The organism is Pseudanabaena sp. SR411 (assembly GCF_002251945.1).
GTDB lineage: Bacteria > Cyanobacteriota > Cyanobacteriia > Pseudanabaenales > Pseudanabaenaceae > Pseudanabaena.
Window position 1 is genome coordinate 22,729 of record NZ_NDHW01000020.1, and the last position, 16,771, is coordinate 39,499.

General features: G+C 42.6%; 16 protein-coding genes. 10 read left to right on the plus strand and 6 right to left on the minus strand.

Annotation, left to right across the window (positions count from 1 at the left end; all coding sequences use genetic code 11):
- Positions 1 to 149: 149 nt before the first annotated feature.
- Positions 150 to 2,117, plus strand: coding sequence for a CHASE2 domain-containing protein (locus tag B9G53_RS00385; protein ID WP_094528346.1), 1,968 nt, complete (start codon positions 150 to 152; stop codon positions 2,115 to 2,117).
- A gap of 280 nt (positions 2,118 to 2,397) precedes the next feature.
- On the opposite strand, the gene B9G53_RS00390 is transcribed toward B9G53_RS00385, so the two are convergent.
- From B9G53_RS00390 to B9G53_RS00400, 3 genes are all read right to left on the minus strand, one after another.
- Entirely contained in the window at positions 2,398 to 2,961 is a 564-nt protein-coding gene (locus B9G53_RS00390) for a hypothetical protein (RefSeq protein WP_094528347.1), read from the minus strand.
- A gap of 133 nt (positions 2,962 to 3,094) precedes the next feature.
- A complete protein-coding gene (locus tag B9G53_RS00395; RefSeq protein WP_094528348.1) occupies positions 3,095 to 3,766 on the minus strand; it encodes a response regulator transcription factor in 672 nt (223 codons plus the stop codon).
- 13 nt (positions 3,767 to 3,779) lie between these two features.
- A complete protein-coding gene (locus B9G53_RS00400; RefSeq protein WP_094528349.1) occupies positions 3,780 to 5,201 on the minus strand; it encodes a cell wall metabolism sensor histidine kinase WalK in 1,422 nt (473 codons plus the stop codon).
- Between B9G53_RS00400 and B9G53_RS00405 the strand changes: the two genes are divergently transcribed.
- From B9G53_RS00405 to B9G53_RS00420, 4 genes are all read left to right on the plus strand, one after another.
- Complete coding sequence (locus B9G53_RS00405; protein WP_094528350.1) at positions 5,185 to 5,805, plus strand: hypothetical protein; 621 nt, start codon at positions 5,185 to 5,187, stop codon at positions 5,803 to 5,805. The two genes, B9G53_RS00400 and B9G53_RS00405, sit on opposite strands and share 17 nt — an antisense overlap.
- 284 nt (positions 5,806 to 6,089) lie before the next feature.
- Positions 6,090 to 6,326: a DUF2997 domain-containing protein gene (locus B9G53_RS00410; protein WP_094528351.1), complete on the plus strand. Its 237-nt coding sequence runs from the start codon at positions 6,090 to 6,092 to the stop codon at positions 6,324 to 6,326.
- A gap of 81 nt (positions 6,327 to 6,407) precedes the next feature.
- A complete protein-coding gene (locus tag B9G53_RS00415; protein WP_094528352.1) occupies positions 6,408 to 6,794 on the plus strand; it encodes a DUF1257 domain-containing protein in 387 nt (128 codons plus the stop codon).
- A complete protein-coding gene (locus B9G53_RS00420) occupies positions 6,787 to 7,185 on the plus strand; it encodes a ferredoxin (protein ID WP_094528353.1) in 399 nt (132 codons plus the stop codon). Before B9G53_RS00415 ends, B9G53_RS00420 begins: the two co-directional genes overlap by 8 nt.
- Positions 7,186 to 7,251: 66 nt before the next feature.
- Here B9G53_RS00420 and B9G53_RS00425 read toward each other — a convergent pair whose 3' ends face one another.
- Together B9G53_RS00425 and B9G53_RS00430 are read right to left on the minus strand one after the other, a co-directional pair.
- A complete protein-coding gene (locus B9G53_RS00425; RefSeq protein ID WP_094528354.1) occupies positions 7,252 to 7,581 on the minus strand; it encodes an RNA-binding protein in 330 nt (109 codons plus the stop codon).
- Between the two features lie 508 nt (positions 7,582 to 8,089).
- Entirely contained in the window at positions 8,090 to 8,617 is a 528-nt protein-coding gene (locus B9G53_RS00430; protein ID WP_094528355.1) for a DoxX family protein, read from the minus strand.
- A 283-nt stretch (positions 8,618 to 8,900) separates the two neighbouring features.
- Here B9G53_RS00430 and rseP point away from each other — a divergent pair, with 283 nt between their 5' ends.
- The 5 genes from rseP to B9G53_RS00455 all read left to right on the plus strand — a co-directional run bounded on the left by rseP (position 8,901) and on the right by B9G53_RS00455 (position 15,850).
- Entirely contained in the window at positions 8,901 to 9,989 is a 1,089-nt protein-coding gene (gene rseP, locus B9G53_RS00435; RefSeq protein WP_094528356.1) for an RIP metalloprotease RseP, read from the plus strand.
- A gap of 266 nt (positions 9,990 to 10,255) precedes the next feature.
- Positions 10,256 to 12,049, plus strand: a complete 1,794-nt coding sequence (gene typA, locus B9G53_RS00440; protein ID WP_094528357.1) for a translational GTPase TypA — start codon at positions 10,256 to 10,258, stop codon at positions 12,047 to 12,049.
- Positions 12,050 to 12,164: 115 nt separating this feature from the next.
- A complete protein-coding gene (locus B9G53_RS27045) occupies positions 12,165 to 12,332 on the plus strand; it encodes a hypothetical protein (protein WP_176453035.1) in 168 nt (55 codons plus the stop codon).
- Positions 12,333 to 12,388: 56 nt separating this feature from the next.
- A complete protein-coding gene (locus tag B9G53_RS00445) occupies positions 12,389 to 13,054 on the plus strand; it encodes a J domain-containing protein (RefSeq protein WP_094528358.1) in 666 nt (221 codons plus the stop codon).
- Positions 13,055 to 13,312: 258 nt separating this feature from the next.
- On the plus strand, positions 13,313 to 15,850 hold the full coding sequence (locus B9G53_RS00455; protein WP_094528360.1) for a CHAT domain-containing protein: 2,538 nt from the start codon (positions 13,313 to 13,315) through the stop codon (positions 15,848 to 15,850).
- A 92-nt stretch (positions 15,851 to 15,942) separates the two neighbouring features.
- Here B9G53_RS00455 and B9G53_RS00460 read toward each other — a convergent pair whose 3' ends face one another.
- Complete coding sequence (locus B9G53_RS00460) at positions 15,943 to 16,770, minus strand: Rpn family recombination-promoting nuclease/putative transposase (protein ID WP_094528361.1); 828 nt, start codon at positions 16,768 to 16,770, stop codon at positions 15,943 to 15,945.
- Position 16,771: the final 1 nt, after the last annotated feature.

Here is a 16,771-nt window from a genome sequence, read left to right on the forward strand (position 1 = left end):
GCAATTTCGCTGATGCATGGATATAGAGCAATGCCGTTAGACTGATTAATATTAATTGACAAAAGTGTCTGCATACTTTTGTCAATTAAAAAACTAACCCAGTAAGGGTTTTAAAATAACAAAGCACTCTTTTCTATTCGACAATCGCAATGAAACTACCTTCTGCTTTGGTTAATTTCGGAGCGTTCTGTAAACGCAATCATCAGCAATTAGTCGCTGGATTGATTACGTTTTCATTTTCCTTAGGGGTTTTGGGATTAAGGGAAAATGGAGCTTTTAAGGAAGTTGAGCTTTGGGTCTATGACAGTTTGATGCGATCGCAACTCCATGAACCTCAAGATCGCCGTGTGGTCATTGTCGAAATTTCAGAAGCGGATATTCAAGACTTTTCTAAACTATATGGTGAGCGATGGCCAATTTCAGATCGCCTATTTGCCAAACTGATTAATCAAATTGCTGTAGCCAAACCCGCCGCGATCGGCATTGATAAGTATCTAGATTTACCTGTATTAGAAGGACGGAATGAGTTAGTTGCCGCGATTAAGAAGGCAGGAAATGTGGTCAATGCTAAATTTATTGCCACGGTAGCAGGTAGAAGCGGTGTCGATCCTGCAAAAGATCTAGAACAAATTAGTGCCTATGGATATGTCAACTTACCTACGGACAAAGGGGCGCTGGTGCGGCGGGCTTCAATAGTTGGGGATTCAGGGTCTTTTGCCTTTGAGATCGCCAATTTATATTTACAAAAGTTACACAACAAAAGCATTGAATTTAATCCCGAAGCAATTCAGTTTACGGCTGGAAAACGAATTATTCCCAGATTAACGACAAATTACGGGGCATATCGCAAAGAGGATGATAGTGGATATCAAATGATGATTCGCTATCGGGGAAAGGCAAGATCTTTCGAGCATATTCGTGCCACTGAGGTACTTGAGGGGCGTGTTGCTCCTGAAAAACTACGCGATCGTGTCGTCCTAATAGGCGTAACCGCCGAAAGCCTTAAAGATAGCTTTCCCACACCTGTCAGCGTTGATGAAGAGGTGATGTATGGAGTCGAAATCCATGCAAATATTGTCAGCCAGTTGATTAGTAGTACTTTAGACGATCGCCGTTTTATTCAGGTATGGTCAAATGAACTCGAAAATATCTGGATTTTAGGTTGGGCGATCGCTGGTGGTGCGATGGCTGCATTTATTGCCCATGCGGGCAAAAATATTGGACTTTTAAGTATCTTTGCTGGGGGCTTAGTTTGGGTTAGTTATTTCGCTTTTGGTCAATCTCTATGGATACCCTTATTTCCTGCTTTATTGGGTCTGATTTCGGCAAATGTACTTGTTATGGCTTACCAACTGGCGATTCAGCAATCAGAACGCAAAGTGCTGATGGGATTGTTTTCGCGACATGTCTCCAAGGAATTAGCCAATATTATTTGGTCAAATCGTGAAAAATTTCTGCAAGAGGGGCGGATCACTGGACAGGAGGTATATGTTACGGTCTTGTTTACAGATATGCGAAACTTTAGTACAGCGGCAGAAGCCCAAGCCCCAGGCGAGACACTAAATTGGCTCAATAATTATTTGGGAACGATCGCTAACGAAGTTTTAGCCTATGGCGGTATGGTCGATAAGTATATTGGTGATGCGGTGATGGCAGTATTTGGTGTACCGATTCCCCATAGCAATGAAGTGGAGCGTACCCGTGATGCTCAATCTGCTGTTGCTGCGTCTTTAGCGATCGCCCGTAAATTAGCAGAAATGAATGAGGTCTGGGTAGCCCAAGGATTACCTCCAGTCTCCACAGGAATTGGCATAAACTCTGGGCTGGTGATTGCAGGAAGTTTAGGGAGTTCGGAGCGACTTGAATATTCTGTACTAGGAGATGCGGTTAACGTTGCTTCACGCCTAGAAAGCTTTAATAAGGAGGTTGATGGCGGGCCCCATCACATTTTGATTAGTGAAGAGACGCATCGGCGCTTAGATAATAATTTCCAGACTGAGTTTGTGGGTAAATTTGCACTCAAAGGGAAAACCCAAGAAACAGGAATTTATCGCGTGTTGGATATCCAAAAGAAAACTAATCAACTTAGTTCTACAGGTTTGGCTGAAAACAAATAAAAAACGGTGCATAGCACCGCTTTTTATTTGTTTTGGCTCAATATGTTTCGAGGAGGTGCTTTAGCTTAAATGACTGAAATGCTTGATGTGCAGTAGTTTTAGCCTCGGAGGTATTTGATGTCTGAAATACCCATCATTAAAAGCATTGAGCCATTTATTATGTGTGACCTCCCCGAAACACCTATTGAGCCAACCTAATAAGAAAGTGCCTTTCTTATGTCATCGCAAAGCGATGCAAAAAATGAAGGCGGCGCTTTGCACCGCCTTCATTTTTTTTTGGTTATAGCGCAGAACACTGATCTTCTTTGCTACCTTGGACGATATTGCCACCACCTAGAGGGAAAGGACGGTTCTCTTTGCATTGCAAGTTTCCATTAATACGATTGGTGTTAATGCGAAGACCACCAGTATTCTGAAAAGCTTGCAAACTTCCGCCAATGCGATTGTTGTTTGCAACTAATGCTCCACGATTGGAGTCAAATTGAACATCGCCATTAATAGCTGAGGCAGAAACGTTAGCAGCAAGCCCTTGCTTGACCTGCACACTACCACCCACCGTTGAGTTATTCAAAACGTTGACAGCAGCAGCATTTTCGCCTTGAACATTACCAACGATACGCACACCTTTCGCATTCAATGTGGCATTCGATTCAACCTTAACGGTTCCTTTCACACGAGTACCGTTGAGGTTGCAAGTTTTACCAGAAGGAACTTTAACATTATCAACAGTGATTGCTCCCAAAGTTCCTTGGCAAGAAATTTCTTCAGCCATGCTAGGCGATACGGGAAGATTCAGCCCAGTAAAGGTTAACAAGGCAATCGCGGCAAAATGTACTTTTTTCATGTGTCGAACTATCCTGATTGAATAAAATTGCTGATTGGTATAGCTAATTGCTACAGGTGAAGTTCTCAACTTCAACAATTTGTACAATAGGTTTTGTGCATGAAGGTTATTTAAGAATTGAATGAGAGATTTCTTAGGAAAGTTGCAAGCGATAGCCTATTCCTCTAATTGTCTCGATTACATCATTACCAAGCTTTTTGCGGAGATAGCCCACATATACATCAACAACATTGGAGCTAGGGTCATAGTCGTAGCCCCAGACCCGATCTAATAATTGAGCGCGGCTCAGCACTTGACCTTGGTGCTGAAAGAAAGTTTCGGCTAAGTTAAATTCTCGTCCAGGCAGATCGATTTCCTGTGAGCCGATGCAAGCCCTACGAGTCCGTAAATCTAAAGTGATATGACCAGCTACGAGTTGCGTCGTTTCATTATTGTGATGGTTGTTTTTTTTCTTAAGACGCAACCGCACACGGGCTAATAATTCGGCAAACTGGAAAGGTTTGGTCATGTAGTCATCAGCTCCACTCTCTAACCCTGCAACTTTGTCTTCAATATCGTTTCTTGCCGTCAGAATAATAATTGGTAAATTTACTCCCTGACCACGTAATTCTTCTAAAACATCAAGCCCATCTTTACCAGGTAGTCCTAGATCTAGTAACAACAGATCGCATTCACCATATTGAGTTAGCTGAAGTGCAGCATTAGCATTTTTGGCGACACTGGTAGTAAAGCCATGCGATCGCAGTCCTTTTTCAATAAAAGTAGAAATCCTTGTTTCATCTTCAGCAATTAATATATGAGTCATAGCATAACTTCAACTAGCGATTGTTGGGTAAGACGATAGTGAAGGTCGATCCAGTTCCCAAATTGCTCTGAAGTCTGATTGTGCCACCGTGGGCATGAATAATCGATTGGACGATCGCTAGCCCTAAACCAGAGCCTTCGATCCCTCGAATTTGGTGGTGGTTTCCCCGACTAAAGCGCTTAAAAATATGTGGCTGATCTTCTGGGGCAATACCTTCTCCTGTATCTTCAACCCAGATTTGCACCTCTGTATTAGTGATGTTAGCCCCCAAGCTAATGAGATCGATGGGATTAGTATGTTGTGTGGCATTGAGAACTAAATTCATCACAGCTTGGGTGAGGCGATAGCGATCGCCATAAATTTGAACATCTGCGATTGCATCTTGCCCCTCTAGTTTCCATTGTCGCGGCGCGATCGCTTGAGCTTTAGCATAGAGTTCAGCCATCAAAAGCTCGAGAGCGATCAACTCTAATCGCAAAAAAGCAGGCTGTTCAGATTTGGCGAGTAAGATCAAGTCGTTAACCAAACTAGCCATGCGATCTAATTCATCTATAACCAATGCGATCGCCTCACGCTGTTCTTGAGGATCATCCCCCATCAGTTCAAGGTGACCACGAATGATGGTGATGGGAGTGCGGAGTTCATGTCCGATATCATTGGTAAATTGACGCTGGTTCGTAAATGCTTGCTCAAGCCTCTCCATCATGTCGTTAAAAGTATTGGCTAACTCCATAACTTCCCCATTCCCTTTAATGACAATACGTTGGGTTAAGTCAGACTCACTAATACTACGTGCAGCTTTGGTCAGCGACTGTAATGGCTTTAAAATACGTCCTGCTGTTAGCCAAGCAATCACAGATGCAATCACCAGAACCCACAGCATAATATTCGTGATCGCAACCAGCATGTCTTGGACTTCCTCTCGCTCCCCCGTAGTAATATGCACAACTACAAATACGCCCTTAAATCTCTCTCCAACATAAATTGGATAAGTTAAGTACACAATTTCTCCTTCTGAAGTTGCATTTTGCCTAAACTCTTGGAGCGTGATTTTTTCTAATTGTTTAACTAACTGTCCATCAGGTTGCAATAATTTAGGCAAAGCTCTAGAACTAGCATCATAGAAGCGTCCATCCAGAATCGTAATATAGAACTCGTCATCCTCTGGCACGTTGCGCGATAGGAATACATCGAATAATGTGGCAGCATTTTCAGCTAAAGTATCCCCTTCTATCAGGCGATGCTCTAAATGAAGGCGTTTAAACTCTTCTAGTTCTTGATACATAGAGTTTTTAACTCGTGCATCTAACTCTACAAATAAAGTATGACGAATAGCCCCAATAGCAACTACTGTAGAACCCGACATTAAAACGATATACCAAACTAGAATTTGAGTGCGAGCTTGGCTCCACAAACGTATGAGACTTTTCTTCATCGAATTAATTAAACAAGCATTTACAAATTCTCAATATCTAAAGCAGTTAATTATTGTATCTAGCCTACCTGCACTTGTTGGTATGAGCTTTGTACAGATGATCCCTACTTGGGAAATAGTCAAGCCGATCGCTGTATTGATATTTTTAATTATGGTTATAGTGTTTGCCTTCAGGTGGCGATCGCAGACTGCTCGTAACCAGAGAGTTATCTTATTTCGCCCATTTATCTTTTTTTCTTTTTTAGCGATTTTCACTCTAGCAGTAACATTTTTTTTGTTAGTCAATTTGGCGATCGCCTATCTGGATTACCATCCCGTCGCAACGTATCAATTTCAAGACTTACCCACAACTCTGTACATTTACGAAAATACCTGTTTCCCCCCTGATAGTCGGACTGAATGTGATTATTACTCCACTGAGATCCGCCGTAGGGTATGGATTTTGCCAATTACGACGACCTTACTCTCTTGTCCTTGCTTTTTTGAGAAGCCAATTCTCCGAGGTGATATGGCAACTTTTCCGATTGAGGCAAGCCGCGACAAATCCAAAGTTGCTGTCTCTATAGATATGAGGTATGGCAAAGTAGTAAAGGTAGCTGATTAGTAATGGCTTGCCTTCAGAATGCACCTATGCGATCGCCCAAGTCCTCGATCTGCAATTTCCCTTTGAAACGACTATTCCTTAAGATATGTCTTGATAACATTTAGATCTGATTAAGAAACTTAAAATAAATTTAATTAGTTTGTAAAAAGCTGAAAATCCTTACGAATCATTGCGATCGCTCTATCACAAGCATCAGAAAAGCATTTTGATTTTGCCATCTAACTTCTTGACGTTTATAGGAACTTTGCGTCAAACTGTCTAGTAATTCAATAGCTAGAGCCAGCATGGAAACTCTGGAATTCATTATTTACCCAGATGGACGAGTCGAAGAGCGTGTCACAGGCATTGTCGGTTCTAGTTGTGCTGAGGTGACGGCAGCGATCGAAGCAAAGCTCGGTATCGTGGCTCATCGAGAGTTAACATCCGAAAACTTTGCTCAACAGCAATTCACATCTCAGTCCACTACGCAATTCGATCGCGTGTCAGATATGGACGCTTCTAGCTTTAGCCAATGGCAATAAAACACAGAAAATCCAATGTTTCACTTTATAAAATAAAAATTTTCGTCCATTAGCCATTTAGTCGTAGTCAGGATAACCCCTATGTCACATTTTAGCCAAGTAAAAACCCAAATCCGCAGTCTTGAGCCTTTGCAAAAAGCTCTCACTGATTTAGGAGTCAACTGGAAATCTGGGGCTTCACCCATGCGCGGACATGAAGGCACGACCACATCGGCAGAAGTGGTAATTGAGCAAGCCAATGGTTACGATGTAGGCTTTCAGTGGAATGGCTCCGAGTATGCCCTAGTTGCTGATATGCAGTTTTGGCAACAGCCTTGGACTGTCGAGAGCTTTTTGAGAAAGGTAACTCAAGGCTATGCGATCGCCACAGTCATGGGTGAATCAACTCAACAGGGCTTTAGTTTATCCGAGCAGCAAGTCCGCGAAGATGGCTCAGTACGTCTCGTACTCCAACGTTGGAATGGATAATTCGTCTGTAGAAACAGCGATAAAAACTAGTTCAGAGTCAGAGATAAGCGATCGCTCTGGCTTTGAACCTGAACTTGGTGGCGAATTGCGACAAAATGCTGTATTCGTTGATGAAACCGTCTGTATCGGTTGTGGTCATTGCGCCCATACCGCTAGTAGCACTTTCTTTTTAGAAGAAGACTATGGACGCGCTAGAGTAATAGCCCAAGATGGTGATGAAGAAGACTTAGTACAAGAGGCGATCGATACTTGCCCAGTTGACTGCATCGCTTGGGTTAATTACAACGACCTCAATAAACTTGAAGAAGCTAGAAAGCATCAAATTATTCAAAATTTAGGAATTATTGGTGATGGTGCAGCTTTGCGCCGTGCCATCAATTCACAAACCTAAAAGGGGACGCTTTGCGTCCCCTTTTAGCTAAAAAAGAAGCGGTGCAATGCACCGCTTCTTTTTTATTTAGTAACGACGACCGCCGCCACCGCCAGAAGGACGACCACCGCCGCCCTTAAAGCCGCCTCTACCGCCACCAAAGGAATCAGAGCTTTCGCGAGGCTTAGCCTTATTAACCTTAAGCGCACGACCCATCCATTCGGCTTCGTCTAGTGCTTCGATCGCAGCATCTTCTTCCTTTTCATCGGTCATTTCCACAAAAGCAAAACCGCGTGGACGACCAGACTCACGATCAATCGGTAGATGAACGCGGGTGATTTTGCCATATTCTGCAAATACGGCTTTCAAATCATCTTCTGTAACCTCGTAAGAGAGATTACCAACATAAATAGACATAATACTTGCTTCAACAATCAGATATGTGTAGAGATAGAGATTTCGGAAAGAAAGCTGACACGATGAAACAGAAGACGACTGTCAATACTGAAAACAAACATGCGATCTAGAAATACTCATCCGCACATATTCTAGCGTAGTCATCTTCAATTAGTCGCTGATCTGGAAAATATTTACGCTAGCTCAGCAAATTAAAAATCTGAGATGAGAAGTAATACCTATGCTTTGCCAACTTTAGAGGTTTTAAGGTATCTATTTGATATATTTCCGATGAATTTTCCTATAGAAAATCGTATTGTAAGATACCATTTTCTATAAATTGTACTAATCACCAAAACTTTGATTAGCGATCGCTTTTGTAAAAATAAAACCTCTAAATAATCGGCAGCAATCAATAGAGAATAAATAATTAACTAAGTATTTTCCATCACTTATTTTCTGTTTTATGGAGATCATTAAACAAGAAAAAGGGGTGCAAAGCGCCCCTTTTTCTTGTTTAGTTAAGAATCTACTTATTAATAGTCACTTTTACGGATTGAGCGATCGCATCAACATCAGTAGGGACTGACAAAAATCTATCTAAGGCTTTAGCAATCAGCGTATCGATCGCATAGTTACCAGCGCCATAGACTGCAAAAAAGGCAAAGCTCACAGCATAAATTGATGACAACTCAATCGATGGGATTGAGAAACCACCAATCAAGATGTGATGATAGTTGGCTACGAGCATAGTGACAAATAAACCTAATGCCGCTGGTCTCGTTAAAAAGCCAAGAATTAGCAAAGGCGATGCTACTACTTCAGTGATTGCCGCGCAGTAAGCAAAAAACAGAGGAAAAGGCAACCCAATCGCTTCGACATAGGCTTCGGCAAAACCAGAAATATCAGCCAGTTTATCAAAACCGTTATGGATCATCATTGTCCCCAGAATCACTCTAAGCAAAAGGAGAGATGCTTGAGTTAAGGAGACTGGAGCAGAGTCGGAACCGAGGACGAGGCGCACAATTGAGGCGGTGATGCGAGTTGTATTGTTCATTTCAGCGCAGTGAGGATGACTTAGTTAATAAAACTTAAGATATTGCAATAACTTATAACTTATATACATTAATCTTAACATAACTCTCTATAGGGCAAGCGCTGCAAAACTTAAAAAGCATTAGCAGATATAGGATTTTGCCGTTTTGGGTTTAGCTGTTACAAAAAAATCTTTGTCAAGCATTTGACATTTTCGTTGTGCTACGATCGCAAACTAAGCAATCTTTATGTATTGCATACAACATTAAAATCCTAAGAAATTCTCAACTATTAGAGCGAAGATTATGTCCGCATTGCCCGCCATTGCCGTTCTTGCGATTCTGATTTTGGTTCATGAACTCGGTCACTTTATGGCTGCTCGTATACAGGGCATTCATGTCAATCGATTTTCGATTGGGTTTGGTCCCGTGTTGTGGAAATATCAAGGCAAACAAACAGAGTATGCACTGCGGGCAATTCCCCTTGGTGGCTATGTCGGCTTTCCCGATGATGATGAAGAGAGCGACATTCCTGCGGATGATCCCAACTTGATGAAAAATCGCCCGATTATAGATCGAGCGATCGTGATCAGTGCAGGCGTGATTGCCAATTTTGTCTTTGCCTACTTAGTCTTATTAGTAATGACTTTGAGTGTTGGTATCGGCACAGTCGATCAACCAGGGGTAAGAATTACAAAAATCATTGATCCAAATGCACCTGCCGCCGTTTCAGGTTTGCAAGCTGGCGATATCGTCCTCTCAGCAAATGGCACAAAATTTGACACTAGCCTAACTACTCTTGATCGCTTTCAATCATTGATTTCTAAAAATGCTAATCAAAGTGTTGATTTACAAGTAATGCGTGATGACAAGTTATTACAAGTACCAATCTTGCCCGATGGCGAATCAGGTAAAGGTCGCATCGGCGTGAGACTAGACTTCACTGGCAAGCCCCATCGCCGTTCTGTACATAGTATTGGTGAAGCTTTCGATAACGCTACCCAGAGTTTTGAGCGCTTAGTGGTGATGACTGTTCAAGGTTTAAAACAACTGGCTACGAATTTTCAGAATACTGCTTCTCAGCTATCTGGCCCCGTAGCGATCGTGGCGATGGGTTCAGAACTCGTTAAGTCCGATGCGGCGGCATTATTTGATTTCACAGCAATTATCAGTATTAATCTCGCGATTATCAATATTTTGCCCTTGCCTGCTCTCGATGGTGGTCAATTAGTATTTTTGCTAATTGAGGCTTTGCGTGGTGGCAAGCCTTTGCCTGAAGAATTACAAAATAATGTCATGCAAGGAGGTTTAGTAATCTTGCTCGGTTTAGGTGTAGTGATGATCTTTAAAGACTCATTTAACTTACTGCAACAAAGTGGGTTAAGTCCTCTGTAGCCAAAGCTTTGCTTACCCATAAAAAGAAAGGTGTAGTGATCGCCAAGTGTATCAGGTCATAAAACCCAAAAGAGAGTGGCGGCGCTCCGCGCCGCCACTCTCTTTTGGGTTTTGATTTTGGCTGGCGATCGCAATATTACTAAGTGCTGCCTTGCTTTTTGTATTGGTGATTACTACAAGTGGTCATAAATACAAAGTTTTTTGACAAATTCACGCATAATAGATAAAGAAATAATAAGTTTTTCGATCAACTCGATACATCACCCATGTCTCTCCCTATTCGTAATGTCGCCATCATCGCCCACGTCGATCACGGCAAAACCACTTTAGTTGACGCACTCCTCAGACAGTCAGGCGCTTTTCGCGAAGGCGAAGCCCTTGTCGAATGCGTGATGGACTCCAACGACTTAGAGCGTGAGCGCGGTATTACCATCCTTTCCAAAAATACTGCCGTTAAATACAAAGATACGCTGATTAACATTGTTGATACCCCCGGACACGCTGACTTTGGCGGCGAAGTTGAGCGCGTACTTGGCATGGTCGAAGGTTGTTTGTTAATCGTCGATGCCAACGAAGGGCCCATGCCCCAAACTCGCTTTGTGTTAAAAAAAGCGCTAGAAAAAGGCTTACGACCAATGGTCGTCATCAATAAAATCGATCGCGAATTTGCCGATCCTCACGTAGCCGTTAGCAAAGTCCTCGACCTCTTCCTCGAACTCGGTGCAGATGATGACCAGTGCGATTTCCCCTATCTATTTGCTTCAGGCATGGGGGGCTTTGCCAAAGAGAAGCTAGAAGATGCAGGCATAGATATGAAGCCTTTGTTTGAAGCGATCTTACATCACGTATCTCCCCCTGTTGGCGATCCTGAAAAGCCTTTGCAGTTGCAGGTTACCACCCTTGATTATTCTGAATATCTGGGTCGAATTGTGATCGGCAAAATCCACAACGGTACGATTACTTCTGGACAGCAAGCTGCTCTGATCTCTGAAGATGGCTCGATAGTCAAAGGTAAAATCACCAAACTCTTAGGGTTTGATGGTTTAAAACGAGTGGAGATGCAAACCTCATCCGCAGGTAATATTGTTGCTGTTTCAGGTTTTGCGACCGCCAACATCGGTGAAACCATTACCTGTCCTAACGAGCCTCAAGCTTTGCCAATGATCAAGGTGGATGAACCCACTTTGCAGATGACTTTCTGTGTTAATGACTCGCCTTTTGTCGGTCAAGAAGGCAAGTTGGTAACTACTCGCCAAGTACGCGATCGCCTATTGCGTGAACTAGAAACCAACGTGGCTCTGCGTGTGCAAGAAGATCCCGAATCTCCCGATCGCTTTGCAGTCTCAGGACGTGGTGAATTGCACTTGGGTATTTTGATTGAAACCATGCGCCGTGAAGGTTATGAGTTCCAAGTTACCCAACCTCAAGTTATTTACCGTGAAATCAACGGTCAAAAATGTGAGCCTTACGAATGTCTAGTCCTTGACGTTCCTGAAGATGCAGTCGGTGGTTGTATTGAACGTCTCGGTCAACGTCGTGCCGAAATGATCGATATGCAAATGTCTGGCACTGGTCGCTCTCAGTTAGAGTTTGTCGTCCCAGCCCGTGGCTTGATCGGCTTCCGTGGTGACTTCATGCGTGCAACCCGTGGTGCTGGCATCATGAACCATAGTTTCCTCGATTACCGTCCTGCGGCTGGTGAAATTAGTGCCCGTCGTAATGGTGTACTCATCTCCTTTGAAGAAGGTACAGCGACCGAGTTCTCCCTGAAGAATGCGGAAGATCGTGGTGTGTTCTTTATTAAACCAGGTACTAAGGTTTATAAGGGCATGATTATTGGTGAAAATAATCGTCCTCAAGATATGGAGCTAAACGTCTGTAAGAGCAAACAGCTCACCAACATGCGTGCGGCTGGTGCTGATGACATCGTGCAGTTGCAAGCACCGATCGAGATGAGTCTCGAACGCGCCTTGGAATACATTGGTCCTGACGAAATCCTAGAGGTTACGCCTGAGTCAATTCGTTTACGCAAGCTAACCAAAAAATTTGCGAAGCGCTAAATCTCTAAGAATCTTCATAAAGTAAAAGGGGCGCATTGCGCCCCTTTTACTTTATAGGTTTATATTTGCTAAACTATCTTCTAAAGTTTTAAGGCTATTCCCTAACCATTTACTTATGCACCAAGTTGTCCTCGAAATATCTGGAAGTCGTAAAGTGCATGTTATTTCAGAACATGCAACTAAGGAGGAAGCTCTGGATAAGTACATCAAGCTGGTAGAAGCAAACAAGGGATCGCCAATTACGACCAAAGGGAAATATTCAATTCGCAAAAAGCCAGAATAGCCATAAATTTTTAACCAGTCCTGTTGTCGGCTTCTTAAATAATTAAATTTCACTTCATGCACTTATCCGAATGCTATCGACTCTTGGGAGTACCCCGCAATGCGACCTTGGATGATATTAAGGTTGCCTATCGTCGCCTTGCTCGTAAGTATCACCCTGATGTTAATCAGAACGATCCAACAGCAACTGATAAGTTTCGTCTGGTGCAGGAAGCTTACAAAATGCTCAAAGATTCTGATACAGAAGACTTGACCAAGGATTTATTTGCGAAAAAATCAGCTACAAATGCGGCGCGATCGCCATCGACACCTCCACCCCCTCCTCCCAAAGCAACTGTCCCTAGCAAACCACAGCCTCATCCCAAAATTAAGATTGAGGTAAAACAAGTTAATAATCAAGTCGATCCAATTAATAGCGATCCAGAGCTAAAACTCAAATTGGATATGTTGCGGCGCGTGCAGGATTTATTGAAACAGAAAAAATATGTGGTGGCGATCGCAGTGGTTGAGGGCATGAGCGAAAGATTTCCGAATTCACCAGAGGTGATCCATTGGAAGGCTGTGACTTATCATCGTTGGAGTAGCGAATTAATTTTGGCAGGTAAGCTACGTGAAGCCGAAATCTATCTCAATAAGGCTCTAAATACTGATCCGAAAAATCGTGAGCTTAGTTTTGAAGTTAAACGGGATTTGGAGAGAGTTCAGAAGCTTAAAAATGTATAAGGGAAAGTGATAGCTGAAAAACAAGATTGGCATAAATAAGCCCATCACTAAGCTATAGCTATAGCCATCAATGTTAAGACAAAGCCAAAACCCAAAAGAGAGTTGCGGCGCGAAGCGCCGCAACTCTCTTTTGGGTTTTATGTCCTGACTTGGCTGGCTATAGCTATATCGCTTATAGTTACAGCACAAAGCGCTGTAACTATAAGCGATAGGGGATTCGCAAATGTACAATTACTTTGTGACTTCAAAGGTGATGTTATGGCTTCACGGTTATACGCGATCGCACTTTCTGTTTTAACTGGGTTTGTGGGCTTAGCTGTTGATCTAACTTTCAGTCCTATACTTACCCAAGCCCAGCCTATTCAATCTCGCAAATTTGAAGCAGATCGCCTGTTCAATCAAGGACTGCAACAGGCTCAATTGAGTCAGTTCCGTGAAGCATTGCAATCCGCCGAACAAGCATTACAAATTTATCAAGAAATCGGGGATTATCCTAGTCAAGCTAATACTCAACTTTTGATCGGTAATGTCTACTTAATTTTTGGTCAATATGATAAATCCATTGATACTTTCAGCAAAAGTCTGGAAATTGCCAAGCAATTAGGAATTCCTAATTTAGAAGTTAAACTACTCAACAATTTAGGAGCCGCTTATTTTGCTTTGGGACAATATCAAAAGGCTATTGATAGTCATCAACGGGGACTATCACTCTCTCGCGAACTAGCCGATCGCCAAGGTGAAAGTCTCATTCTTGGTCTGTTAGGCAATGACTACGTGGCTTTGGGACAATATCAAAAAGCTTTAGACTTCTATCAACAATACCTAGCAGCAACCAAAAACAACAGCGATCGCCAAGGAGAAGCCTATGCAATGGGCAATATTGGTAATACCTACGCCTATTTAGGTCAGTATCAAAAAGCTGTAGACTGGCTCCAGCAGAGTTTAAATCTGGTCAGAGCGATCGGCGATCGCCGTGGAGAAGGTAAGGCTCTGGAAAATCTAGGTAACGCTTATGTCTATTTAAGCAAATACCAGCAAGCGATTGAGGTTTATCAACAGGCTCTAGTCATCTATAAGCAAATCGGCGATCGCAATGGTGAAGCAACGACTTTAGGAAATCTCGGTAATGCATTTAATGCGATCGGGCAGCATCAAAAAGCGATTGATTATTTGCAGCAGACCTTAGAGATTGTCCAAACCATCAAAGATCGTCAAGCGGAAGGAGCAACATTGGGGAATCTCGGAAATGCTTACTATGCACTCAAACAATATGTAAAGGCTCTAGATTTATATCAGCAGCACCTTGTAGTTGCACGCCAAATTGGTGAACGCAAAGGTGAAGCAAGTGCCAATGCGGAGATTGCGGCGACCCTCGTTAATCTTAATCAGACTAGCTTAGCGATCGTCTTCTATAAGTCTTCCATTGGGATTACAGAATCCATTCGTAAAGATATTCGGAGTCTAGGCAAAGAAGATCGTCAATCCTATTTACAAACAGTAGCTGATCGCTATCGCCATCTCGCGGATCTCTTGCTCAGTCAGGGGCGGGTTATTGAAGCCATCCAAGTTCTAGATTTACTCAAAGTCCAAGAACTCGAAGACTATCTCAAAAATATTAAGGGCAATGACCGAACTGCTCAAGGGATTAGGATGTTAGAGCCAGAAAAAACTATTAGCACTCAGCTATCAGGAATTGACAAAGAAAGACTCTCTGAAATCAATCGCCAACTTACCAGTCAGATTCAACAGCTACCCAAATCCGAGACTGATCGAGTTCCCGACTATCTTCAACAAATCCCCCAAGGTACAGTCTTACTTTATCCTCTGATTTTACGCGATCGCTTAGAATTAATTCTTTTCTCTAACAACAACATTCCCGTCAACCGTACTGTTAAAATCTCTCAAGAAAAGCTAGAGAAATTAATTGTTGATTATAGAAGTGGACTCCTTGATGCTGGCTCTGAAGATGTCAAAGAATCTGCCGCAGAACTGTACAATTTGCTGATTAAACCCATCGAAACTGAACTCTCACAAGCCAAAGCGGAAACAATTTTCTACGCAACTGATGGACAACTGCGATATGTGCCTTTGGCTGCGCTATACGATGGCAAACAGTGGCTAATTGAGAAATATCGAGTTAGTAATTTGATTGCCTATATTCTCTCTGATTTTATGCCGCAATCCAAAGTACAGCCTAGCATTCTCGCAGGAGCCTTTGGTGGTAAAGCAGGTGAGCAAAAGTTTGGACAAACCGCATTACCTGCCACGATTAGAGAAATCCAAGCGATCGCTAATTCGTTCCAAAACTCAGTCACTTTAACTGAAGAAAACTTTAGCCGCCAAGCGATCGAATCTAAATTCAAAAATCACAATATTATCCACCTTGCTACCCACGCTGAGTTTAATATTGGTGTCCCAGAGAATTCCTTCATTATTTTTGGCAATGGTGACAAAATCCGTCTTAACGAAATCATCAATTGGCAAATCCCGAATGTAGATTTAATTGTCCTAAGTGCCTGTCAGACAGGAGTTGGTAAGCTTGGGGATGGAGTGGAGATTTTGGGCTTTGGTTATCAAGTCCAGAAAGCAGGTGCAAAACAAGCGATCGCTTCTCTCTGGAAAGTCGATGATGCTGGCACACAGGTTCTCATGGTAGCATTTTATCGCGAGTTACAAAAAGGTGATGTCACAGTTGCGGAAGCTTTACGTCGAGCGCAAATATCGCTAATTAAATCATCTAACTTCAATCATCCTAATTACTGGTCAGCATTTTTTGCGATCGGTAATGGATTGTAGGGAATATTTACGATCATCACACCACAAAAAACTGTTTCCTTTGCCAAAGGCAGAGGCAATTCATGAATTGCCTCTGCCTTTGGCGATCGCTATTACTTTTTTGGAGTCTGGGACTTTTTTGCGGCGAGTTTTTGTAGTTTCTGGACTTGCTTAGTTGTTAGTCCAGTCATTTGTGCCACGACATCTACAGAAATGTTAGATCGGAGCATATTGAGTGCTATTTGATTTCTTTCTTCAGCTTTGCCTTTAGCTAAGCCTTCAGCTAAACCCTTAGCTTTACCTTCAGCTAGACCTTCATGTAATATTTCTTGATAAATTACTGATTCTTTCATGATGTCGCTCCTGAGTAATCGTTTGATGATTTCTTTGCTTAGGGCTATACCAGATATTATAGCGGTCGATGCGGCGACGTTACTTTGGAGTTGCTTATCGGCAATATTTTCAATTTGTCTTGCCACTTGTCTTAAGGTTTCTTCTGGTTTGCTGGTTTGGGATAGGGTTGCAAAAGGTAACAGTCCTTGATATTTCTGAAATATTGCTGTTGGTTGTTCCCATAGTCTGATCACGTTGAAGTTATGGATTAATTCGCCAATTTTAAATGTGGTTTCATGGACTAGATGCGATCGCGAAGGGCTGAGATAGATGACGACTTGATGGACTTTGCGTTCGGGATATTTGCAATATAGCCGCAGTCGGTAGTCGGTCATGCGGAAGGGGATATTTTGATTGGGTTCGGTCTGAAATTCAATGTGCAGGATGATTTCGGCTGATTCGAGAAATATCACGGAGTCGGCGCGAATTGGTTCGACTGCGAGTTCAGATTGTTCGATTTTGGTTAGGGTGATGGGTTTGCCTAGTAGCCAACTGGCAAAGTCGGTGGAATAGCTTTCTGCGAGGAATTTACAAACGTTATCGATCATT